Below are 20,923 nucleotides of genomic sequence, written 5' to 3' on the forward strand. Positions count from 1 at the left end.
CGCGGTCAGACACGTTCGATCACGGTGGCGATACCCATGCCGCCGCCGACGCAGAGGGTGGCCAGGCCGTAGCGCAGGTCGCGCCGTTCCAGCTCGTCGATCAGCGTGCCGAGGATCATCGCGCCGGTGGCGCCCAGCGGGTGACCGAGCGCGATGGCGCCGCCGTTGACGTTGACCTTGGCCAGGTCCAGGTCCATGTCCCTGACGAAGCGCAGGACGACGGCGGCGAACGCCTCGTTGATCTCCACCAGATCGATGTCACCGATGGTGAGCCCGGCCTTGGCCAGGGCCTTGCGGGCGGCCGGGGCGGGCCCGGTCAGCATGATGGTGGGCTCCGAGCCGGTGACGGCGGCGGAGACGATCCGGGCCCGCGGGGTGAGCCCGAAGCGCTCGCCGACCTCCCTGCTGCCGAGCGCGACCAGGGCCGAACCGTCCACGATGCCGGAGGAGTTGCCCGCGTGGTGGACGTGGTCGATCCGCTCCACCCAGTGGTACTTCTGGAGCGCGACCGCGTCGAACCCGCCCAGCTCGCCGATGTCGGCGAAGGACGGCTTCAGCTTGGCCAGGCTGTCGGCGGTGGTGCCCGGCCGCATGTGCTCGTCGTGGTCCAGGACGGTCAGGCCGGCGCGGTCGGTGACCGGGACGACCGACCGCTCGAAACGGCCTTCCTTCCACGCCTCCGCGGCGCGCTCCTGGGAGAGCGCGGCGTACTCGTCGACATCGCGGCGGCTGAAGCCCTCAAGGGTGGCGATGAGGTCGGCGCCGATGCCCTGCGGGACGAAACCCGTCTCGTAGCTGGTCATCGGGTCCATGGCCCAGGCGCCGCCGTCGGAGCCCATCGGCACGCGGGACATCGACTCCACCCCGCCGGCCAGCACGAAGTCGTCCCAGCCGGCGCGGATCTTGGCCGCCGCCATGTTGACGGCCTCCAGGCCGGAGGCACAGAAGCGGTTCTCCTGGACGCCGGCCACGGTCTCGGGCAGGCCGGCGGCGATGGCGGCGATCTTGGCGATGTCGGAGCCCTGGTCGCCGTGCGGGCTGACCACGCCGAGCACGACGTCGTCGATGACGGCCGGGTCGAGGTCCGGCAGCCTGCGCCGCAGCTCCCGGATCAGGCCGACCACGAGGTCGATGGGCTTGGTGCCGTGCAGGGCGCCACCGGGCTTGCCGCGCCCGCGCGGGGTGCGGATCGCGTCGTACACATAGGCTTCAGTCACGCTTCGTCTCCTTGCGTTCCTCAGGCGAGGAGCGACCGGCCGATGATCTCTTTCATGATCTCGGTCGTGCCGCCGTAGATGGTCAGGATCCGCCCGTCGGTGTAGGCGCGGGCGATGGGGTATTCGGACATGTAGCCGTAGCCGCCGTGGAGTTGGAGGCAGCGGTCGGTGACCCGCTTCTGCAGCTCGGTGGCCCACCACTTGGCCATGGAGGCGTGCACGGCGTCCAGCTCGCCGGTCGCGTGCTCGGTCAGGCAGCGGTCGATGAACGTGCGGGTGACGGCGCATTCGGTGGCCATCTCCGCGATCTCGAAGCGGACGTGCTGGAACTTCGAGATGGGCCGGCCGAACGCCTCGCGCTGCTTGACGTAGTCGGTGGTGATGGCGAGGAGGTGTTCGGCGATGGCGATGGCGCCGACGGCGATGGTCATCCGCTCCTGCGGGAGGTGCGTCACCAGGTGGATGAAGCCGCCGTGCAGCTCGCCGAGCAGGTTCTCCTTGGGGACGCGGACGTCGGTGAAGGACAGCTCGGCGGTGTCCTGGGCCTTCTGCCCGATCTTGTCGAGGTTCCGGCCGCGCTCGAAGCCCGGCATGCCCCGCTCCACCACCAGCAGGCTCAGCCCCTTCGCCCCGCCCTCCGGGGTGGTGCGCGCCACCACGACCACCAGATCCGCCAGGATGCCGTTGGAGATGAACGTCTTCGACCCGTTCAGCAGCCAGTGATCGCCCTGGTCGGTGGCCGTGGTCCTGATCCCCTGGAGGTCGGAGCCCGCGCCCGGCTCGGTCATCGCGATCGCCGTGATCAGCTCGCCCGAGCAGAACCCCGGCAGCCACCGCCGCTTCTGCCCCTGGGTGGCCAGGTTCGTCAGATAGGGACCGATGATGTCGTTGTGCAGCGGGATGGCGAAGCCGCTGGCCCCGGCGTGGGCGAACTCCTCGCCCAGCACGGCGCTGTAACGGAAGTCGTCCACCCCGCCGCCGCCGTACTCCTCGGGGACGGCCAGGCCCAGCAGTCCCTGCCGCCCGGCGGCCCGCCAGGCGTCGCGGGAGACGATGCCGTCGCGTTCCCACCGCTCGTGGTGCGGGGTGACCTCCTTGGCCAGGAAGGTGCGCACGGTCTCCCGGAACGCCTCGTGTTCTGCGGCGAATAGCTGACGCTTCATCAGTCGTCCTTACGTCACTTCGTGAGCTGGGGCAGGTCCCAGTCGCGGGCTATCTCCGCCGCGTCGGCGCCGGGGATCGCCGGGCCGCGGCGGATGGTGGCGGGTGTGTCCGAGAAGCGGGGCGCGGGCGCCGGCTGGACGGCGCCACCGTGCTCGGTGAAGGTGCCGCGGGCGGTCAGGTGCGGATCCCCGGCCGCCTCGCGGAGGGACAGCACGGGCGCCACGCAGGCGTCCGTGCCGGTGAAGACCTCCGTCCACTCGGCCCGGGTGCGCGTCGTGAAGCGAGCGGCGATCGCCTCCCGCAGCTCGGGCCAGCGGGCGAAGTCGTTCTGCCCGGGGGCCTCGGGGCCCAATCCGAGCAACTCGGCGAACTCGGTGTAGAACCGGGCCTCCAGCGCGCCCACCGCCATCCAGCCGCCGTCGGCCGTCTCGTACACCGCGTAGTACGGCGCGCCGCCGTCCAGCAGGTTGGCCCCGCGCCGGTCCTGCCAGGCGCCCGCGCCGAGCATGCCCCAGATCATGGTGCCCAGGTGCGCGGTGCCGTCCACGATCGCGGCGTCCACGACCTGGCCGCGCCCGGTGGCGCGGGCATGGTGCAGGGCGGCGAGGACGCCGACGACGAGGTAGAGGGAGCCACCCGCGTAGTCGCCGAGCAGGTTGGCCGGGATCGCGGGTGGGCCATCGCTCGCCCCGATCATGCCGAGGGCTCCGGCGGTGGCGATGTAGCCGATGTCATGTCCGGCACTGTCGGCGAGCGGGCCGTCCTGCCCCCAGCCGGTCATCCGTCCGTAGACCAGGCGCGGGTTGCGCGCCAGGCAGTCGGCCGGACCGACGCCGAGCCGCTCGGTCACGCCCGGCCGGTACCCCTCGATCAGCACGTCCGCGCGGGTGGCCAGATCGAGGACGAGCCCGGCCCCCTCCCCGGACTTGAGGTCGATGACGACCGACCGCTTGTTCCGGTTGGTCACGTCGCGCGCCGGGTCGAGGCCGAGGGCGGCGCCGCCCGGCCGGTCGACGCGGACCACGTCGGCGCCGAGATCCGCCAGCAGCATCGCGGCGAACGGGCCGGGTCCGATCCCGGCCAGCTCCACGACGCGCACGCCGTCCAGCGGGCCCGGGCCCTGCGTTGTCGCTGTTGTCATGAGACTCCCAGGCACGCCGCGACCATTGCGGTCACTGGGAGAGATACTAAGAACGTGTTTCACTTTTCACAAGGGAGATCGGCACCCTCGCGCGACCCGGCTCCGGCTCCGGCTCCGGCTCAGAGGCTCACCACGCGGACGACCGTGACGGTCAGCACCGAACCGCCGACGTAGTAGCGGATGATCACGCCCTCGACGGTCGCGTCCCTGCGGTCGCACTCGTCGCTCACCGGGCTCGACCCGTGGCCGTAGGGATCCACCGCGACCGTGGCCGCGAGCGCGGCGTCGAACCGTGACCGGGCGGCCGGGTCCATGGCGTCGTGGGCCTTCTCCGCCACGGGGTCGTAGACGACGCGGTAACGGATCACGCGCCCCCGTCCCGGTCGGGCTCACGGGCGCCATCGCGGTCCCGCCGGGCGAGCTCGTCGAGGTCGCGCCGCATCTGCGGGTCGTACTGCTCCAGCAGCTCCATCACCCAGCGGCGGACCACGGCGTGGATGTCGAACACGCTGGCGTTCTCGATCGACTCGTTGAACGCCTCGCGCCGGTCGGCCGGGAGCGCCGCCCGGATGTCGCGGATGGTCGAGGGGAGCGTGATCTCCCGGCCGTCCCCGCCGATGGTGCGCAGTGGTCTCGCCTCCACGGCGGCCTCCTCACTGAGGAACCAGTCTCACTGGACACCAGTCTCGCTGGGAACCGGTCTCACTGGGAACCGGTCTCGCCGGGGAACCAGCCTCACCGCCGCCCCAGCCCGACCGCCGACCCGGCCCCGAGCCGCCACGGGACGCCGGTCGGCGGCCGGGCCGCGAGGGCGGCGCCCCGTTCAGCGGACGGTGCCGGCCGGGGCGGGGACCGGGCCGCGGAACTGGAAGCTGCCCGCCTTGGCCTCGTAGAGATACGCCGTCGGCCCGGCGCCCGCGTAGTCGCCCGCCGCGTCGAACGCCAACTCCCGGGCGACGCCCCGGTGTCTGGCCTCCCGCAGCCGGGGCAGCAGCACGGTCCTGCTGAGCGGCGTGCCCTCGCGGGCGGCCCGGCGCATCTCGGTGGCGAGCAGCACGGCGGCGTCGTAGCTCTCGGCCGCGTACGGATCGGCCTTGCCGCCGAACCGGCTGCGGTGGGCGGCGGCGAAGCCCTGGGCGAGGAAGTCCGCGCCCGAGTCGGTGTAGCCGGCCACGAAGCGCCAGCCCTGGGCCGCGTCCCCCGCCGCCGCGTAGAAGCCGGGGCCGAGCGCCTCCTCGGTGGCCAGTCCGACGCCGGTGTACCCGGCCTCGCTCAGCGCGCGGGCGAGCCGGCCCGCACCCTCGGCCCGGCCGCCGTAGACGACGGCGTCGACCTCCGCCGCCGTGAACTCGGCGGCCAGCGACGCGAACGAGCCGCCGTCCGCCGCCAGCACGCGCGGCACCAGCTCGATCCGGTCGCGGTCGGCGGCGGCGGTGACGGCCCCGGTCGTGCGGCTGCTGTAGGCGCCGGCGCCCCGGTCGTGGACGAGGCCGACGCGGCGGGCCGCCAGCTCGTCCGCCAGATAGGCGGGGATGGCCCGGCAGGCGGAGCCGGTGTCGGGCCGGGCGTGCAGCAGCGTCGTGAGTCCGTCGCGCGGCTCGAACGCGCCCACGGACAGCGCCAGCAGCGGAACGCCCGCCGCCGCGTACGCCTCGGCGGCGGACCTGGCGACCGGGTCGCCGGTCGGGCCGATCACCGCGAGCACCGAGCGGTCGGCGGCCAGCTCCCGGGCGGCCTCGGCGGCGCGCTCGGGATCGCCGCCGTCGTCCACGGCCCGGTACTCCAGCTCGAACGGCAGGTCACCGAGGCCGTTCAGCTCCTCGACCGCCATGATCAGGCCGCACCGCTGGCCCAGGCCGAACGCCCGCCGCTCGCCGGTGAGATCGGCGTGCAGCCCGATCGTGTGACGCGGGCCGGAGCCGGCCGACGCGGCCGGGCCGGAGCCGGGCCGCAGCCACGCCGCGGCCAGCCCGCCGACCGCCGCCGTCAGCCCCGCGCCGCCGCCGAGCAGCAGCACGGCCCGGCGGCGGGTGCGGCCGGGCGGGGGCTCGGGCGGCGGAGCGGGGCGCTCGGGGGTCCGCGGTCTGCGCCGGTCGGAGCTGTCGGATCGGCCGGAGTCGGCGGACGGATCGGTCTTGGGTTCCGGTTCCGGTTCCGGCGCCAGCGGCGGCGGCGGGGCGGCGAAGCGCTCGGCGACCTCACGGGCGACGGCCGACGGGAGCCAGTCGGCGCCGCCGCCCCCGATGCCGAGCTCGGCGCGCAGCTCGGCCACCGTGGGGCGCAGCACCGGCTCCTTGTGCAGGCACGCCTGGACGATCTCCAGCAGGCTCCTGGGCACGTCGGCCAGGTCCGGCGACTCGTCGCGGGCCCGCAGGACCAGCTCCGCGTCGGTGCCCGCGCCGAACGGCGGGCGGCCGGTGACCGCGTGGGCCAGGAGGCAGCCGAGGGAGAAGACGTCGCCGGCCGGTCCCGGCTCGGTGCCCCTGGCCTGCTCGGGCGAGAGATATCCGGGGGTGCCGGCCCCGCCGCCGGTGCCGCCGAAGCCGGTCAGCCGGGGGCCGTCCGGGGTGAGCAGCACATGGCCGGGCCGGACGTCCCGGTGGGTGAGGCCCGCGTCGTGGATCGCCCACAGCGCCCCGGCCAGCAGGGAGCCCAGCGCCCGCGCCGACCACGGCGGCAGCGGCCCGTGGGTGCCGACCGCCTCGGTCAGCGACGGGCCGGGAACGTAGGGGAACGCGGCCCAGGTGGTGCCGCCCGCCGTGTCGGCGGCCAGGATGGTGACGAGGCAACGGGCGGAGACGTGCCGGGCGGCGGCCACATCACGTTCGAAACGCGCCCGGTGGTCGGGGTCCCGCGCGTACCGCGGCCGGATCACCTTCAGGGCGATCGGCGTGCCCGCGAGGGATCGGGCCAGATAGACGATCCCGGTGCGGCCCTCGGCCAGCCGCCGCAGCAGGCGGTACCCGCCGATCCGCCGCGGGTCCGTCGGCTCCAGGTCTCTCACCGCGGCCCGCCCCGGGCCGAGCCGTCCACAGCATTGCCACACCGCACGATGTCTCCCCCGTCCGCACCGAAGCGCCTCGGCCGTGGCGCGGGCGCGGGGTGCGGGGCCCGCTTCCCGGCGGCGGGCGGCGCGATGTCAGACTGTAGCGAAGCCGTGGCGCTGCGCGCCAGTTGGGGAGTCGCCGTGGAATCGCTGCCGCATGGGGAGTACGCGCCGAGGACGGCGTACCTCAATACCGCCGCGCACGGTCTGCTGCCGGCCCGAACGACGGCGGCGCTGCGGGAGACCGTCACCCGGATGGGCGACGGCCGGATCGACTCCGTCGCGTACTTCGGTGAGGTGGAGGCGGCGCGGGCCGCGTTCGCGCGGGTGGCGGGCGTGGCGCCGGAGCGGGTGGCGGTCGGCTCGGCGGTCGCCGTACACACCGCCGTGATCGCCGGATCGCTGCCGCCGGGCTCCGAAGTGCTGTATCCGCACGATGAGTTCAGCTCGCTGGTGACGCCCTTCACGCAGCGCGCCGGGGTGCGGCTGCGGGCGGTGGAGCTGGACGGGCTGGCCGACGCGGTCGGTCCCGGCACGACGCTGGTCGCGGTCTCGGCCGTGCAGTCGCTGGACGGGCGGGTGGCGGATCTGCCGGCGATCCGGGCGGCGGCCCGGCGCCATGGCGCGCGGACGCTGGTGGACACCACGCAGGCGACCGGCTGGCTCCCGCTGTCGTCCGGTGACTTCGACTTCACGGTGTGCGCGGGATTCAAGTGGCTGCTGTGCCCGCGCGGCACCTCGTTCCTGACGGTGCCCGAGGACGGCGGCGGGCTCGTTCCGCTGCACGCCGGCTGGATCGCCGCCGCGGACCTGTCGAACAGCACCTACGGTCCGGTCGGTGAGCTGGCCCGCGACGCCCGGCGGTTCGACGAGCCGCCCGGCTATCTGCCGTGGGTGGCGGCGGCCCGCTCGCTGACGCTGGTCGAGGAGGTGGGCCGGGCGGCGATCGCCGCGCACGACCTGGGGCTGGCCCGCCGTTTCCGGGCCGGGCTGGCGGAGCTGGGGATGGCGGCGGTGCCGGCGGACTCCCCCATCGTCTCCGCGCCGGGGCTCGGCGACGCGGCGTCCGCGCTGCACGAGGCCGGGATCGTGGTGGCGGCGCGCGGGGGCAACCTGCGCGCCTCGTTCCACCTCCACAACACCGAGGCCGACGTGGACCGCGCCCTGAACGCGCTCGCGGACGCGGGCCGTCAAGCGCCGCTCGGCACCTGACGGCCCGGCCGCGGGACCGGGGCTCAGCTCAGGTCGACGCCCGGGTAGAGCGGGTGCTCGGCGAGCAGATCGGCGGAGCGCTCCTCGACCCGCTTGGCCACGCCCTCCTCCAGGACATAGGCCGCCTTGGACGGCTTGCCGCTCTTCGCGGTGCCCGGCTGGGTGCGGGACAGCACGGTGTCGATGAGCTCGGCGACCTCGTCCATCTCGGCGGTGCCCAGGCCCCGGGTGGTCAGCGCCGGGGTGCCGATGCGGATGCCGGAGGTGTACCAGGCGCCGTTGGGGTCCTGCGGGATGGCGTTGCGGTTGGTGACGATGCCCGCGTCCAGCAGGGCGGCCTCGGCCTGGCGGCCGGTGAGGCCGTAGCCGGTGACGTCGATGAGCGCCAGGTGGTTGTCCGTGCCGCCGGTGACCAGGCGCGCGCCGCGGCGCATCAGGCCCTCGGCCAGCGCCCGCGAGTTGTCCACGATGCGCTGGGCGTAGTCGCGGAACGCGGGCTGCCGGGCCTCGGCCAGGGCGACGGCCTTGGCCGCCATCACGTGCGGCAGCGGGCCGCCCAGCACCATGGGGCAGCCGCGGTCGACCTGGTCGGCCAGCGAGTCGTCGCACAGCACCATGCCGCCGCGCGGGCCGCGCAGGGACTTGTGGGTGGTGGTGGTGACGATCTGGGCGTGCGGCACCGGGTCGAAGTCGCCGGTGAGGACCTTGCCCGCGACCAGACCGGCGAAGTGCGCCATGTCGACCATGAGCGTGGCGCCGACCTCGTCGGCGATCTCCCGCATGATCCGGAAGTTGATCAGCCGCGGGTACGCCGAGTACCCGGCGATGAGGATGAGCGGCCGGAACTCGCGGGCGGCGGCGCGGACGGCGTCGTAGTCGACCAGGCCGGTCGCCGGGTCGGTGCCGTAGCTGCGCTGCTCGAACATCTTGCCGGAGATATTGGGCCGGAAGCCGTGGGTGAGGTGACCGCCGGCGTCCAGGGACATGCCCAGCATCCGCTGGTCGCCCAGGGCGCGGCGGAGCGTCGCCCAGTCCTCCTCGCTGAGCTCGTTGACCTGGCGGACACCGGCCCGCTCCAGGGCCGGGCTCTCCACGCGCTGCGCCAGGACGGCCCAGAACGCGACGAGGTTGGCGTCGATGCCGGAGTGCGGCTGAACGTAGGCGTGCCGGGCGCCGAACAGCTCGCGGGCGTGCTCGGCGGCGATGGATTCGACGGTGTCGACGTTGCGGCAGCCGGCGTAGAAGCGGCGGCCTACGGTGCCTTCGGCATACTTGTCGCTCAGCCAGTTCCCCATGGTCAGCAGGACGGCGGGGGACGCGTAGTTCTCACTGGCGATGAGCTTGAGGGACGCGCGCTGGTCCTCGACCTCGGCGGCGATGGCGTCGGCGATGCGCGGCTCGACGGCGCGGACCACGTCCAAGCCGCTGCGGAAGGCGGTGGATTCGGTGGTGCGCGCGGACGGTTCTGCGGTCACTGCGGGGCCTCCTTGACGTGAGTCGCGACAGCCCAGGCGCACGGCTCCTCATCGCTCGGCGGCGGGCCGCTCCCCGATGGTTGGTCCCATCCCCGACGCGCCAGTCACGGCCCGGTTCGAGCCTAGCATCGCCGCTCCGGCCGCCGACGCCGCGCGCTCGCGGAACCCCGGAGCCTGGGGCACGGTGGAAGGTGCGAAATCCACCGTGCCCCAGGCCCATCGGGAGGCCAGCATGAGCGACCACATCTACCGGGTGACCGAGATCGTCGGCTCCTCGCACGAGGGGATCGACGCCGCGATCCGTAACGCGATCGGCCGGGCGTCACAGACCCTGCGCCAACTCGACTGGTTCGAGGTGACCCAGATCCGCGGCCACATATCCGACGGCTCGGTCGAGCACTACCAGGTGGGGCTGAAGGTCGGCTTCCGCCTGGAGGACGGTGACGCCGACTGAGCCGCCGCCGTCACGGCACCACGCCCCGCGCGTAGTGGCGGGCCGCCAGCACGGAGGCCAGCAGATCGCCCTCCAGCAGCGTCGCGTCCGCGAACCGGGAGGCGCCGGCGTGGGCGTTGAGCGCCGCCTTGGTGGTGCGCAGCGCGCCCGGGGCCCGGCGGACCAGCGGCCGGATCCAGCCGGCGACGACGGCGTCGACCTCGTCCGGCGGCGCTGTCCGGTGCAGGACGGTCAACTCCCGCGCCGTCTCGGCGTCGAAGCTGTCCCCGGTGAGGATCAGCTCCCTGATCCGCGCGGCGCCCACCTCGTGGACCAGCCGGGGCAGCGCGCCGCCCCAGGCCACGGGGAGGCCGAGCGCCAGCTCCGGCATGCGGAAGCGGCAGTCGTCCGCCCCGACCCGCAGGTCGCAGAAGATGGCGAACGCGACTCCCGCCCCGATCACCCGGCCGTGCACCCGGGCGATGGTGACGACGCTGCTCATGGCGAGGCCGTCGCAGACCTGGCGCGCCTTGACGCCCAGGTTCTGGATGAGCGCGCCGGAAGGGTCCTCGGCGATGAGCCGGTCGAACTCGTGCCGGTCCGCGCCGAGACAGAAGTCGTCACCGGCGCCGGAGAGCGTCAGCACCCGGATGCCCGGCTCCGTGCGCACGGCGGCGAGCACGGAGATCAGCTCGTCCAGGAGCGGCTCGGTGACGATGTTCCCGTTCTCCGGGGTGTTGAGGCGCACGTGCAGCACGTGGTCGTCGCGGCGCACGTCGAGTAGGGGCTTGATGTTGTCGAACATCTGTCCTCGTTCCGAGCCGTCAGTGGTCCATGACGTGCAGGGCGGTGAGGCGGCGGAACGCCACCCGGGGCTCCCATAGCGGTGGCGAGCTGACGCGGAGGGTCGGGAACCGCCGGACGAGGGCCTCCAGCAGCACGTGCGCCTGCAGCCGGGCCAGCCCGGCGCCGATGCAGTAGTGGATGCCGCCGCCGAAGGCGAGGTGCGACAGGTGGCCGGCCGGGCGCCTGATGTCGAAGGTCTCGGCGTCCGGGGTGCGGGCCGGGTCGTGGTTCGCGGAGGCGATCACGGTGTGCACGAGCTGGTCCTTGGCGATGGGCACCCCGGCCAGGACCGTGTCCTCGGCGGCGGCCCGGGTGGTGATGTGCACCGGGGCGTCGTAGCGCATGACCTCCTCCACAGCGGCGGGGATCTCCTGCGGGTTGGCGCGCAGCCAGTTGAGCTGGTCGGGGTGCTGGTCGAGCGTCCACACCATGCCGGACAGCAGCGTGGACGTGGTCTCCAGGGCGGCGATGACCAGGAACATCGTCAGGAGGTAGACGGCCTCGTTCGCGGCCTCCTGGTCACCGTGCTCCAACTCGTCCCAGGTGCGCAGCCAGCCGGAGACCACGTCGTCCCCGGGGTTCTCGCGGCGGTCGCGGACCAGTGCGCCGAAGTAGTCGCGCAGGCCCTCGGTGGCGGTGTTGGCCAGCGCCAGCTGGCTCGCGGAGGGAAGCAACTCCTGTGCGTACGCCTGGTGATGGGTGAGTCGGCGCAGTAACGGGTAGTCCGCGCGCGGCAGGCCGAGCCACAGGCCCATCGCGGAGACCGGGAGCTCCTCGGCGACGAGGGCGGCGAAATCGGCCTCGCCGCCACGCAGTCGCTGGGCCAGACCGTCGAGGATCTCGTCGACGGACCGGGTGACCGGGTCGCGGAGCCGACCGAGCGTCCGCCGGTCGAAGATGTTCCCGACGGACCTGCGGAACCGCGTGTGGTGCGGTGGATTGAGTCCCTGGAGGGCCCGGCCGAGCTCACGCGAAGCGGGCGCCGCCCAGCGATTTCCCTCGCCCTGCCGCGCCCGCCATTCGCCGTCCAGGGCCACCCAGGATTTACTGCGAAGCACCTGATCGCACACATTGTAGGTGGTGAGGAGAAACGCTCCCCAGGGCGCCGGGACGACATCGCCCATTTCTCGGAGTTCCGCGTATATCGGGTAGGGATTCGACTGTCCTCGCGACGCGCGTAGACGCGAGATCCGGGAGACAACTGAGCGTGGATTGATTGCTGTGTCAGCAGCAGCGGATTCCACGAATAACCCCTTCATGCTCACTAGGTCGGCCCGTATGAATTCACGCCAGTCACCGAAATAATCCAGCCACTGGCGTGAATCCATATACCACTACCCGTATACCTAAATATTCATACATATACCTTACACATATGCCAAGTTGTTATCTTAGTCACACCCGCCACCAGGTGAGGAACGAGCTCCACCAGGTGCCCTTCTCCGGCCCGGCCTGCGGCGCGGCCTGCGAGGCGGACGACGAGGAGGGGAGCGCGGGCTTCGGAGGGAGCCGGACCGGCGTGAACCGGGCGGGCAGCGAGGCCAGGGCCCGGTGGAACGGTCCGGGCCGCCAGACCAGACTGTCGACGGGGACGGCCAGTTCGATGTCGGGGAGCTGGTTGAGCAGCTTCTCGATGGCGACCACGGCGATGAGCTGGGCGGGGTCCTTGGCGGGGCACGCGTGCGGCCCGGCGCTCCAGCCGAGGTGGGCGCGCTTGCTGAGTGTGTGCCGTGAGGACGGCAGCGCGGGGTCGGTGTTGGCCGCGGCGAAGCTGATGAGGACCAGCTCGCCGGCCTCCAGCGGGACGCCGAACAACTCGGTGTCCTGGACCGGGTAGTGCGGCGCGTAGTTGGCCATCGGCGGGGCGTCCCAGAGCACTTCGTCGAGGGCGTCCTCGACCAGCAGGGAGCCACCGTACCGGCCGCCGGAGAACCGCTCGTCCGACAGCACCAGGCGCAGGCCGTTGGCGATGAGGTTGCGCTGCGGCTCGGTGCCCGCGGCGATCAGCATCACCAGCTGATGGATCATCTCCTCGTCCGTCAGCTTGGCCGAGTGCTGCATCAGCCAGGAGGTGATGTCCTCGCCGGGCTGGGCGCGCTTGAGCGCGACCAGCTCCACCAGGGCCTGGGTCAGCTCCTTGTTGGCGTTCTCCGCGTCGACGTCGGCGTCGAAGATGCCGGAGGTGCCGTAGATCAGCCGGTCGCCGATCTCCGGCGGGCAGCCGAAGATCTCGTTGAAGACCAGCAGCGGCAGCATCTTGGCGTAGTCGTTGAGCAGGTCCACCGAGCCGCGATGGGCGAACTGGCCCACGAGATAGCCGGAGACACGCTCGATGTGGCGGCTCAGCCGGTGGGAGTCGACGCGGGCGAGGCTGTCCGTGACCGCCTGCCGCAGCCGCATGTGCTCGGCGCCGTCGGTGAACAGGCAGTTCGGCCGGTAACCCAGCATGGGCACGACCGAGCTGTCCTCGGCGACCCGGCCCTCGGCGAAGTCACGCCAGCGCCGGGCGTCCTTCGAGTACCGCTCGGGGTTCTGCAGGACGTGCAAGGCGGCGGTGTAGTCCGTGACGAGCATGGCCGACACGCCCGGGGACAGCTCTACCGGGGCGGCCGGGCCGAACTGCCGCAGGTAGTCGTAGTACGACGCGGGGCTCGCCGCGAACTCGGGTCCGTAGAGCGGGACGGGCGCCTCAGCCTCCTGGGCGTCCTGGGCGTCGTGCTCGCCGGCGTTGTGGGCGTCGTGGGCGGGGCATCCGGGTGGCGGTGAGACGAAGTCCGGATGAGAGTTCATGTTGTTCTCCTATCGGGTGCGGCTCTGCAAATAGCGGACAAGAGCCATGAGCGCGTTCGCCGATGACCTCTCGTCACGCGCGTCGCAGGTGACGATGGGAGTGTCGGGAAGCAGATCCAGTGCCTCTCGCAACTCCTCGTCGGCGCGGCTCGGCGTGCCGTCGAACCGGTTGACGGCGATCGCATAGGGAATCCCGTACTTCTCCACCAGATCCATCACAGCGAAGGATTCCTTGAGCCGTTGGGGGTCGACCAGAATCAGCGCGCCGAGGGCGCCCCGGGTCATGTCTTCCCACACCTGAACGAAACGCTGCTGGCCCGGCGTTCCGAAGAGATAAAGGACGAGCCTTTCGTTGAGCGTGAGCCGACCGAAGTCCATGGCGACCGTGGTCGTCGTCTTGCCCTTGACCCCCCTCAGATCGTCGACGCTCGCCCCGGCCTGCGTCATCGTTTCCTCGGTGCGCAATGGGGGGATTTCGGACAACGTCCCGATAAACGTCGTCTTACCGACAGCGAAATGCCCGACGACAAGGATCTTCGCGGCGATCTGCACTTTGTCCGGCAGATGCACGGTGTCACCCAAAACGCGCCTGGAGTCCATCCAGCACCTCCTGAAGAACCTTGATATCAGCGAGTTGAGCCGGAGGTACCGGGGTACGGGTCAGGATGTAGCCGTCCTCAGCGAGATCGGAGAGCAGGACCTTGACGATGCCGATGGGCAGGCGCAGATGACCCGCTATTTCGGCGACCGAAAGATAGCCCCCCTGGCACAGCGCGACGAGGCTGCGTTTCTCCGGGTCGAGCCGGTCGGTCCGCTTGTCCGCGGCGGACGCCGTGACCAGAGTGATCAGGTCGAACCGGTCGCGGTCGGGCAGCCCGCGGCCGTTGGTGATGACATAAGGCCGTACTAATTCCACGGACTCGGTCCCAAGCTCGTCATCCGGTGCTGTCATGCTTGAATACCAGTATTCTCGCGGGGCGGGGTGGTCAGTGCTTTGCCGAGCTGTGCGACGAGTTGCTGCATACGGAAAGTGATATCGGCCATGTCGACGTGGGGTGAGGCCGAGACCGCCAGGTACGCCCCTTCACCGGCGGAGATCAGGAACACCCACCCCCCGTCGAACTCGACCACGGTCTGGCGCCACTTCATCGAGGCACCACCGGCGAAACCGCCCAGGGTCCGGCTCAGCGACTGCATGCCGCTCATCGCCGCGGCCACGGTGTCCGCCTCGTCCTTGTCGACGTCGTTGGAGCGGGCCATGAGCAGACCATCGGCCGAGACCAGGATGGCGTGGCGCGCCTCCGGGACTTCGAGAGCGCTCTCCAGCATCCAGGACAGTTCGGTGTTCACGGGGTCTCGTACCCTTCCCTGCTCGGATCGGCGCTGCGGCCGGACTGGGTGCCTCGCTGGAAGGCACCCATGATGGACGCCGTCTCCTCGCTCGACCGCACCGCACCGCCGTTCTCCGCGCCCGAGCGCGCCTGCGGCACGATGGCGATGGCGCCTCGTCGGCGGCGTTTGGGCAGGCCGCCCGGGGTGGTGGCGTCCTCTCCCTCCTCCATCGGCTCGGCGGTGGACTCGGTCACGGTCGGGTTCTGCGGTTCGGGCATGCTGGTGAGCAGCTCCTGGGGAAGGAGGACCACGGCGCGCACCCCTCCGTAGGGGGAAGCCGAGTCCACAGAGACGCTGAATCCGTAGCGAGCGGCGAGCACACCGATGACGGCGAAGCCGAACTGCGGCGGGTTGCCGAGCTCCGTGACGCCCACGGGGTGCTCACCCGACAGGAGCCGGGAGGCCCTGCTCTTCTCCTCCTCGTTCATGCCCACGCCCGCGTCGTCGATGATCACGCAGACGCCCTTGGGCACGGTCCTGATGTTGATGTCGATCGTCGTCTCGGGCGCCGAGTAACTGGTCGCGTTGTCCAGCAGCTCGGCCAGGACGAGCGCGACCGGCTCCACGACCTGGCTGACGATCGCGAAGTTGGTCTGCGAGTGGATCTCGACGCGCGTGTAGTGGCGGATGCGGCCCTTCGCGCTGCGCGCGACGTCATATACGGAGGCGACGGCCCGCTGGCGTCCCAGCCAGCCGTCACACAGAACGGCGACGGACTGGGCCCGCCGGCCGAACTGCGAGTTCATGTGGTCGATTTCGAGGAGGTCCTCAAGGACCTCCCGGTCTCCGTACTTGTCCTGGAGCTTCGAAATGGCCAACTGCTGCTCGTTCGCCAGGCCCTGAAGGGTACGCATCGCGGACTTCAGCGCCGTCTTGGTGGCTTCCTCGGCACGCAGGCGGGCATCCTCTACCGCCTCGTTAAAAGTATTCTCCAACTCCGTGTGACGGTCTTGGAGATCGATATTCTGTCTGCGGAGCTTCGCACTTGTTTTTCGCCCCCGATAAATCACGGATGCGGCCAGGGGAGTTCCGGCGATGAGGCCCCATAGGGCAGGATCCTGTAGGTATTGGGTCATGAGATTCTCTTCAAGCTAGACCGCCAGGTACTTGAATATGAGGGCGCCGCGGTTGGCCGATCCGGCTCCCCCGATGCGGTTCCGCCCTACCAACCGACCTGACACGATGACGGGGCCCGCTCAGCCTGGGAGGATGACTTCCACCGGGCCGACGGCTTCTGCCGCCAGCCGGCCCGCCGCTTCGGCTCCATATGCCCTACTGACGGCATAGTGCTCCTCGGTGAAACCCTCTCGGCTGCATTTACGAGTCGGCTGTTCGCCTTACGCGCTGTCAGCCCGTTTGGCAAGCCCGGCGATCGTATCATCAGAGCGCCAGACAACAACCTTCTCGCCGAAGTCTGTTACGGGATCTGATCGTTCCTCACGAGGGCCCCGTTTCAGGGCTGTTAAGCCTGACTGAACGCGGTCAGTTCGGCCCTGGTCGGCGGGTCGGCGCCCACTCGGGTACAGGTGATGGCCGCCGCCGTCGCGCATCGTGTCAGCACCGCGGCGAGCGCGTCGCGTCCGGCGGGCGGGCCGCCGTGCTCGGCTATCGCGTCCAACAGGGCCGACTGGAAGGTGTCACCCGCGCCGACGGTGTCGACCACCGAGACGCTGGGCGCGGTCACCCACACCTCGTCACCCCCGGGGGTGACGGCGAACGCGCCCTTCCCCCCCAGGGTCACCACGACCAGTCCGGGCCCCGCGGCCAGCAGCGTGCGGGCCGCGGTGGCCGGCTCCTGTCCGGGGTAGAGCCAGGCCAGGTCCTCGTCGCTGGCCTTCAGCACGTCGACCGCCCCGGCGAGCCGCGCGGCCACCGCGCGGTAGGCGTCCTTGTCGGGCTGCACGGCGGGGCGCACGTTGAGATCGGCGGCGACCGCGCGGCCGGCCCGCCGCTGGTCGGCGCACAGCTCCAGCACCCGGCTCGCGCCCGGCTCCACCACGGCGGCCAGCGACCCGGTGTGCAGCACGGCGGTGTCCGCGGGAACCGGCAGCTCGCGCGGGTCCCAGGAGGCGAGGAAGTCGTACGTCGCCGCCCCGTCCTCCCCCACGTAGGCCAGCGCGACGATGGTGCGGCCGGGCCCGCCGGGCACCCGCCGCACGTCCACGCCGATGCCGGCCAGATGGTCGCGCACCAGGGCGCCGGGCGGGTCGTCGCCCCACGTGGTCAGCAGCGTGACGGGCCGCTCCAGCCGGTGCAGGCCGACGGCCACGTTGGCCGGGCTGCCGCCGGGCGCCGCGTGCAGCTCCCGGGCACCCGCTCGCCACAGCAGGTCGACCAGCGCCTCCCCGACGACGGTCACCCGCGCTCTCCGCGAACTCACAGCCCCTCCTCGTGCACGTCGCCACCCGCGCGGCGGACGTCGATCCGGTGCGGCCGTTCACCGCTGCGATGTCGATCATCCTCGGTGACCGGGACTCGGGACGCCAAATCCGGTGTCCGGCCGTTGACGGCGGGGGGGTCGCACATGGGTCATCCGTTCTCGTGCGGCGGGCCCACCGAGTCCCGCACGCGCGGCGGCATCGGGACACGATGGGTGACGGCGTTGAGCGGACCGTCTTCGAGAATCAACTCGACGGCGATCCGCCCCAGTTCGCTGTGCGGCAGGGCAAGCGTGGTGAGCGCGGGACGCAGCCAGGAGGCGAAGTCCTGGTCGTCGAACGACACCACGGAGACGTCGTCCGGCACCCGCAGCCCCGCCTCGGTCAGCGCCTGATACGCGCCGAACGAGACCCGGTCGGTCGCGCAGACCAGCGCCCGGGGCCGCCGCCCGTCGGCGAGCAGCGCGCGGACCTCCCGGTACCCGGCCGCCGCGCCCCACTCGCACTCGACCACGCCGTCCAGACCACCACCGCCCGCGCACAGCGTCTCCGTCAGCCCGCGCACACGCTCGTCGCCGGCGAACAGCCCGTCGGGGGTGGCCGGGAGGGCGTGCCGGCCGCCGATCGACCAGATACCGCGCGTGTGCCCCGCGCTGAGCAACAGCCGCGCGGCGTCGCGGCCCGCACCGATCTCGTCCGGGATGACGGAGGGCGCCCCGAAGCCGGGCGCCAGGCAGTTGAGCAGCACGACCCGCCGGCCGCGCAGCTCGGACGGCGGCGAGACGTGCCGGGTGAACATGGCCGCGTAGACCACCGCGTCCACCTGCCGGTCGAGCAGAGCGTTGACCAGGCCGGACTCGGTGGCGCGGTCGCCGCCGGTCTCGGTGATGAAGAGCAGGTGGTCACGGGCGCGGGCGGCCTCCAGGGCGCCGCGGATGAGCTCGCCCGCGTAGGGCGTGGTGGTGATCGTGTCGGAGACGAGGCCGATGGTCAGGGTCGACTTGGTGCGCAGGCTGCGCGCGGTGACGTTCGGCCGGTACCCGAGCTCGCGGGCGGCGGCCTGGACCCGCTCCCGGGCGGCGTCGGAGATCCGCATGTCGGTGCGCCCGGACAGCACGAACGACGCGGTGGTCGGCGAGACGCCCGCACCGCGCGCGACCTCGGCCATGGTGACGCGGCGTTGGGCCATCCTTGGTCTCCGGTCCGGGTGCTAAATCGAATTAGCGGATCCCGAGGAGGATGCTGTCCGGCCCCGGAGTTGTCAAGACCGGCGGCGGTGGAGACGGCGCCGGTCAGTCGCACGCCGCAGGACCTCTGACGTCATCGACGGGGGTGGGCCGCCGGGCGATCGCGGGCTCACGGGAAATCCCCTCCCCGACGAGGAGCTGATGACGATGTCCGCGCCGAACGTTCCGATCCAGGCCACGACCGCGTCGAGGTGCTCGGCGAGGCGCAGCACCATCGCGCGGCTCGGCTGGGCCTTGCCCGTCTCGTCGAAGCTGATGGGCCGCGCCGAGGAGTCGGCACCCAACGCCGGGTCGAGCTGGCTGACCCCCTCCCGCTGACGCCATTCCCGCAGCAGCGGGCCGACTCCGGTGGCGGTCGCGGTGGCGCTGGTCACGGCGGCGGTGGTCGTACGGCGTGCGTACCTCCGCGAGGGCCGGGTGTCCCCGGCCGGCGGCTCGTTCGCCCAGGTCACCGCCGACGGCCGACCTCCGCCGCACCGCCTCCCCCGTTTCCGGCCGGTGAACCGCCGTGTCGGGGCCGGACACCCGTCACGAACGCGCACTTCCGGCCAACGGACGTTCAACCACCCCCGGTCGTGGATAGATTCGGCCCCGCAGGAGCCCCGAGGCACCCGATGCAGGAGAGAAGGGCAGCATGGCCGAGACCGGTGACGGCGTGGCACAGGAGATCGACATCAGCGTGCCGAGCGTGGCGCGGATCTACGACTACGCCCTGGGCGGCAAGGACAACTACGCGGTGGACCGGGAGGCGTTGGCCCAGATCGAGGCGACGGCTCCCAGCACCCGCCCGCTGGCGATCAACAACCGACGCTTTCTCCAGCGCGTGGTCCGTATCCTGGCCAGGGACTACGGCATCCGGCAGTTCATCGACCACGGATCAGGGCTGCCGACGCAGGACAACGTCCACCAGATCGCGCAAAGCGTCGACCCGGACGCCCACGTGGTCTACATCGACAACGACCCGATCGTTCTCGCTCATGGACGGGCGTTGCTGGAGGAGAACCAGAACACCGTCGTCATCCAAGCCGACTTCCGCAACACGGAGCTGATTTTCGGTCATCCCGAGGTGGCGCGGCTGATCGATCTCGACCAGCCGGTGGCAGCGCTGTTCGTCTCCGTGCTGCACTGCATTCCCGACTCCGACGACCCGGACGGGCTGGTGCGGCGGGTGGCGGAACAGCTGCCCTCCGGTAGCTTCCTGGTCATCAATCAGCTCGTCAGCGAGAACGCCGAGCTGCGCAGGCAGATCACGGAGTTCATGGCCGAGAGCACGCGGGGGCACTGGGGCCGGGTGCGCCAGGCGCACGAAGTCCGGCGGTACTTCGAGGGGTTCGAGATCCTCGATCCCGGCCTGGTGGAGATCAGCACCTGGCGTCCGGACACCGAGCTGGGACCGAAGCAACTGACCGACGAGTGGATCGAGTTCGGGGGCGTGGCCCGCAAGCGGTGAGCCGTGCGAGGCCGGCTCGGGCCGGGTCGGCCTCTCGGGCTCGGGGCCGGGCCGGCCTCTCGCCGTCGGCTCCTTCTTGCCCATCGCCCGGCCATGCCCATCGCCCGGCGCATCAGCGCGTCGGCGCCCGGCTGGTCGGCGCCCGGCGCGTCACAGAGTGCGCTTGAGACCTTCCAGGAACCGCAGACCGTCGAGGAACTCGGCGGTCTTCCCATGCGGTTCCGCCGTGGCGCACAGGCTGTCCATGACCGCCAGGTAGTCCTCGACGTCGTCGCGCTTGTCCATGTAGAGCGCGCTGTTGAGCTGCTCCAGATAGACGATGTCCGGCAGGTCGGGCTCCAGGAAGCGCAGGATGGTGATCGGACCGCCCGCCGCCGCGAGGCCGCCGAGGCGGAACGGTGCTATCTGGAGCGTTATGTTGGGGCGCTCGGCCAGCTCGCGCAGCCGCCTGATCTGGGTCCGCATCGCCTCGGCGCCGCCGAGCGGGCGGCGCAGCGCGGCCTCGTCCACGACGGCCCACAGCTTGGGCGCGTGCGGCTTGTCGAGGAGCTGCTGGCGCGCCATCCGCAGCTCGACGCGGCGCTCGACCTGACGGTCGGACGCCCTCGGGTTGCCCAGCCTGATGCAGGCGCGGGCGTAGTCGGGGGTCTGGAGGAGCCCGGGTATGAACTGCACCTCATAGGTGCGGATCACCGACGCGGCCTCCTCCAGCCCGATCAGCGTCTCGAACCAGCTCGGCAGCACATCGCTGTACCGCTGCCACCAGCCGGGCTTGCTCGCCTGCCGGGCGAGCGCCAGGAACTGCTCGCGCTGGTCCTCGTCGACCACGCCGTACAGCGTCAGCAGGTCGGCGATGTCCCGTTCCTTGGCGCTCACCCGACCGAGCTCAAGTCGGCTGATCTTGGCGTGTGATCCTCGGATGGCGTCGCCCGCGGCCTCCCGGGTGATGCCGCAGCCCTCACGCAGACGACGCAGATGAGTGCCCAGCACGATCCGGAGAACCGTGGGTCCGCCCCTGGGGTGGGAGAGGATGTCCCGCACCGAGGAAGAGGCTCGACCTGCCTGAGCTGACGTCATGAGTGTGTCCCCTGAGTGTTGAATTAGCGCCCAAGTGTTGCACTGTTCGGGCTAG

Annotated in this window: 20 protein-coding genes, 1 pseudogene and 1 riboswitch; of the genes and pseudogenes, 3 read left to right on the forward strand and 18 right to left on the reverse strand. The window is 71.6% G+C overall.

Going from position 1 to position 20,923, the window contains the following annotated elements; genetic code table 11:
• Nucleotides 1-5: 5 nt before the first annotated feature.
• From OIE51_RS03110 to OIE51_RS03135, 6 genes are all read right to left on the reverse strand, one after another.
• On the reverse strand, nucleotides 6-1,217 hold the full coding sequence (locus OIE51_RS03110) for an acetyl-CoA C-acetyltransferase (RefSeq protein ID WP_326595330.1): 1,212 nt from the start codon (nucleotides 1,215-1,217) through the stop codon (nucleotides 6-8).
• A gap of 20 nt (nucleotides 1,218-1,237) precedes the next feature.
• The gene (locus tag OIE51_RS03115) at nucleotides 1,238-2,380 is read right to left on the reverse strand and encodes an acyl-CoA dehydrogenase family protein (RefSeq protein ID WP_326595331.1); all 1,143 of its coding nucleotides are present in this window, start codon (nucleotides 2,378-2,380) and stop codon (nucleotides 1,238-1,240) included.
• A 14-nt stretch (nucleotides 2,381-2,394) separates the two neighbouring features.
• Nucleotides 2,395-3,522, reverse strand: a complete 1,128-nt coding sequence (locus OIE51_RS03120; protein WP_326595332.1) for a CaiB/BaiF CoA transferase family protein — start codon at nucleotides 3,520-3,522, stop codon at nucleotides 2,395-2,397.
• A 119-nt stretch (nucleotides 3,523-3,641) separates the two neighbouring features.
• Nucleotides 3,642-3,890: a hypothetical protein gene (locus OIE51_RS03125; RefSeq protein ID WP_326595334.1), complete on the reverse strand. Its 249-nt coding sequence runs from the start codon at nucleotides 3,888-3,890 to the stop codon at nucleotides 3,642-3,644.
• Complete coding sequence (locus OIE51_RS03130) at nucleotides 3,887-4,165, reverse strand: hypothetical protein (protein ID WP_326595335.1); 279 nt, start codon at nucleotides 4,163-4,165, stop codon at nucleotides 3,887-3,889. The genes OIE51_RS03125 and OIE51_RS03130 overlap by 4 nt, the downstream gene beginning before the upstream one ends.
• A 180-nt stretch (nucleotides 4,166-4,345) precedes the next feature.
• Nucleotides 4,346-6,526, reverse strand: a complete 2,181-nt coding sequence (locus tag OIE51_RS03135; RefSeq protein WP_326595336.1) for a bifunctional serine/threonine-protein kinase/ABC transporter substrate-binding protein — start codon at nucleotides 6,524-6,526, stop codon at nucleotides 4,346-4,348.
• Between the two features lie 132 nt (nucleotides 6,527-6,658).
• On the opposite strand from OIE51_RS03135, the gene OIE51_RS03140 reads away from it, so the two are divergent.
• The gene (locus OIE51_RS03140) at nucleotides 6,659-7,780 is read left to right on the forward strand and encodes an aminotransferase class V-fold PLP-dependent enzyme (RefSeq protein WP_326595337.1); all 1,122 of its coding nucleotides are present in this window, start codon (nucleotides 6,659-6,661) and stop codon (nucleotides 7,778-7,780) included.
• 23 nt (nucleotides 7,781-7,803) lie between these two features.
• Here the strand turns inward: OIE51_RS03140 and OIE51_RS03145 are convergent, their stop codons facing one another.
• Complete coding sequence (locus OIE51_RS03145) at nucleotides 7,804-9,255, reverse strand: glycine hydroxymethyltransferase (protein ID WP_326595338.1); 1,452 nt, start codon at nucleotides 9,253-9,255, stop codon at nucleotides 7,804-7,806.
• 23 nt (nucleotides 9,256-9,278) lie between these two features.
• Nucleotides 9,279-9,373: riboswitch (ZMP/ZTP riboswitch) on the reverse strand.
• A gap of 114 nt (nucleotides 9,374-9,487) precedes the next feature.
• Here OIE51_RS03145 and OIE51_RS03150 point away from each other — a divergent pair.
• Entirely contained in the window at nucleotides 9,488-9,709 is a 222-nt protein-coding gene (locus tag OIE51_RS03150) for a dodecin (RefSeq protein WP_326595339.1), read from the forward strand.
• Between the two features lie 10 nt (nucleotides 9,710-9,719).
• Here OIE51_RS03150 and OIE51_RS03155 read toward each other — a convergent pair whose 3' ends face one another.
• The 10 genes and pseudogenes from OIE51_RS03155 to OIE51_RS03200 all read right to left on the reverse strand — a co-directional run.
• Nucleotides 9,720-10,493: an enoyl-CoA hydratase/isomerase family protein gene (locus OIE51_RS03155; RefSeq protein WP_326595340.1), complete on the reverse strand. Its 774-nt coding sequence runs from the start codon at nucleotides 10,491-10,493 to the stop codon at nucleotides 9,720-9,722.
• A 19-nt stretch (nucleotides 10,494-10,512) separates the two neighbouring features.
• On the reverse strand, nucleotides 10,513-11,592 hold the full coding sequence (locus OIE51_RS03160; protein WP_326595342.1) for a cytochrome P450: 1,080 nt from the start codon (nucleotides 11,590-11,592) through the stop codon (nucleotides 10,513-10,515).
• 337 nt (nucleotides 11,593-11,929) lie between these two features.
• Nucleotides 11,930-13,324, reverse strand: a complete 1,395-nt coding sequence (locus OIE51_RS03165; RefSeq protein WP_326595343.1) for a cytochrome P450 — start codon at nucleotides 13,322-13,324, stop codon at nucleotides 11,930-11,932.
• A 9-nt stretch (nucleotides 13,325-13,333) separates the two neighbouring features.
• Nucleotides 13,334-13,924, reverse strand: coding sequence for a GTP-binding protein (locus tag OIE51_RS03170; RefSeq protein ID WP_326595345.1), 591 nt, complete (start codon nucleotides 13,922-13,924; stop codon nucleotides 13,334-13,336).
• A complete protein-coding gene (locus OIE51_RS03175; RefSeq protein WP_326595347.1) occupies nucleotides 13,899-14,276 on the reverse strand; it encodes a DUF742 domain-containing protein in 378 nt (125 codons plus the stop codon). Before OIE51_RS03175 ends, OIE51_RS03170 begins: the two co-directional genes overlap by 26 nt.
• Nucleotides 14,273-14,674 carry a roadblock/LC7 domain-containing protein gene (locus OIE51_RS03180; protein WP_326595348.1) on the reverse strand — a complete coding sequence of 134 codons (402 nt, stop codon included), beginning with the start codon at nucleotides 14,672-14,674 and terminating at the stop codon, nucleotides 14,273-14,275. The genes OIE51_RS03175 and OIE51_RS03180 overlap by 4 nt, the downstream gene beginning before the upstream one ends.
• Nucleotides 14,671-15,792 (reverse strand): ATP-binding protein, encoded by a 1,122-nt coding sequence (locus OIE51_RS03185; RefSeq protein WP_326595349.1) that lies wholly within the window; start codon nucleotides 15,790-15,792, stop codon nucleotides 14,671-14,673. Before OIE51_RS03185 ends, OIE51_RS03180 begins: the two co-directional genes overlap by 4 nt.
• Nucleotides 15,793-16,178: 386 nt before the next feature.
• On the reverse strand, nucleotides 16,179-17,096 hold the full coding sequence (locus OIE51_RS03190) for a carbohydrate kinase family protein (protein ID WP_326595350.1): 918 nt from the start codon (nucleotides 17,094-17,096) through the stop codon (nucleotides 16,179-16,181).
• A gap of 149 nt (nucleotides 17,097-17,245) precedes the next feature.
• A complete protein-coding gene (locus tag OIE51_RS03195; protein ID WP_326595351.1) occupies nucleotides 17,246-18,283 on the reverse strand; it encodes a LacI family DNA-binding transcriptional regulator in 1,038 nt (345 codons plus the stop codon).
• Between the two features lie 234 nt (nucleotides 18,284-18,517).
• Nucleotides 18,518-18,724, reverse strand: a pseudogene (locus OIE51_RS03200) (transcriptional regulator); the annotation flags it as partial.
• A 251-nt stretch (nucleotides 18,725-18,975) separates the two neighbouring features.
• Between OIE51_RS03200 and OIE51_RS03205 the strand changes: the two are divergent.
• On the forward strand, nucleotides 18,976-19,791 hold the full coding sequence (locus OIE51_RS03205) for an SAM-dependent methyltransferase (protein WP_326595352.1): 816 nt from the start codon (nucleotides 18,976-18,978) through the stop codon (nucleotides 19,789-19,791).
• A gap of 150 nt (nucleotides 19,792-19,941) precedes the next feature.
• Here the strand turns inward: OIE51_RS03205 and OIE51_RS03210 are convergent, their stop codons facing one another.
• A complete protein-coding gene (locus OIE51_RS03210) occupies nucleotides 19,942-20,868 on the reverse strand; it encodes a helix-turn-helix domain-containing protein (protein ID WP_326595353.1) in 927 nt (308 codons plus the stop codon).
• Nucleotides 20,869-20,923: the final 55 nt, after the last annotated feature.

Origin of the sequence: Streptomyces sp. NBC_01803 (genome assembly GCF_035917415.1) — a bacterium.
Taxonomy (GTDB): domain Bacteria; phylum Actinomycetota; class Actinomycetes; order Streptomycetales; family Streptomycetaceae; genus Streptomyces.

Coding starts and splice junctions, on each gene's coding strand:
- OIE51_RS03115 (WP_326595331.1), bottom strand. CDS start 2,380: ATGAAGCGTCAGCTATTCGCCGCAGAACACGAGGCGTTCCGGGAGACC.
- OIE51_RS03120 (WP_326595332.1), bottom strand. CDS start 3,522: ATGACAACAGCGACAACGCAGGGCCCGGGCCCGCTGGACGGCGTGCGC.
- OIE51_RS03140 (WP_326595337.1), top strand. CDS start 6,659: ATGTCAGACTGTAGCGAAGCCGTGGCGCTGCGCGCCAGTTGGGGAGTC.
- OIE51_RS03150 (WP_326595339.1), top strand. CDS start 9,488: ATGAGCGACCACATCTACCGGGTGACCGAGATCGTCGGCTCCTCGCAC.
- OIE51_RS03155 (WP_326595340.1), bottom strand. CDS start 10,493: ATGTTCGACAACATCAAGCCCCTACTCGACGTGCGCCGCGACGACCAC.
- OIE51_RS03165 (WP_326595343.1), bottom strand. CDS start 13,324: ATGAACTCTCATCCGGACTTCGTCTCACCGCCACCCGGATGCCCCGCC.
- OIE51_RS03170 (WP_326595345.1), bottom strand. CDS start 13,924: ATGGACTCCAGGCGCGTTTTGGGTGACACCGTGCATCTGCCGGACAAA.
- OIE51_RS03175 (WP_326595347.1), bottom strand. CDS start 14,276: ATGACAGCACCGGATGACGAGCTTGGGACCGAGTCCGTGGAATTAGTA.
- OIE51_RS03185 (WP_326595349.1), bottom strand. CDS start 15,792: ATGACCCAATACCTACAGGATCCTGCCCTATGGGGCCTCATCGCCGGA.
- OIE51_RS03195 (WP_326595351.1), bottom strand. CDS start 18,283: ATGGCCCAACGCCGCGTCACCATGGCCGAGGTCGCGCGCGGTGCGGGC.
- OIE51_RS03205 (WP_326595352.1), top strand. CDS start 18,976: ATGGCCGAGACCGGTGACGGCGTGGCACAGGAGATCGACATCAGCGTG.
- OIE51_RS03210 (WP_326595353.1), bottom strand. CDS start 20,868: ATGACGTCAGCTCAGGCAGGTCGAGCCTCTTCCTCGGTGCGGGACATC.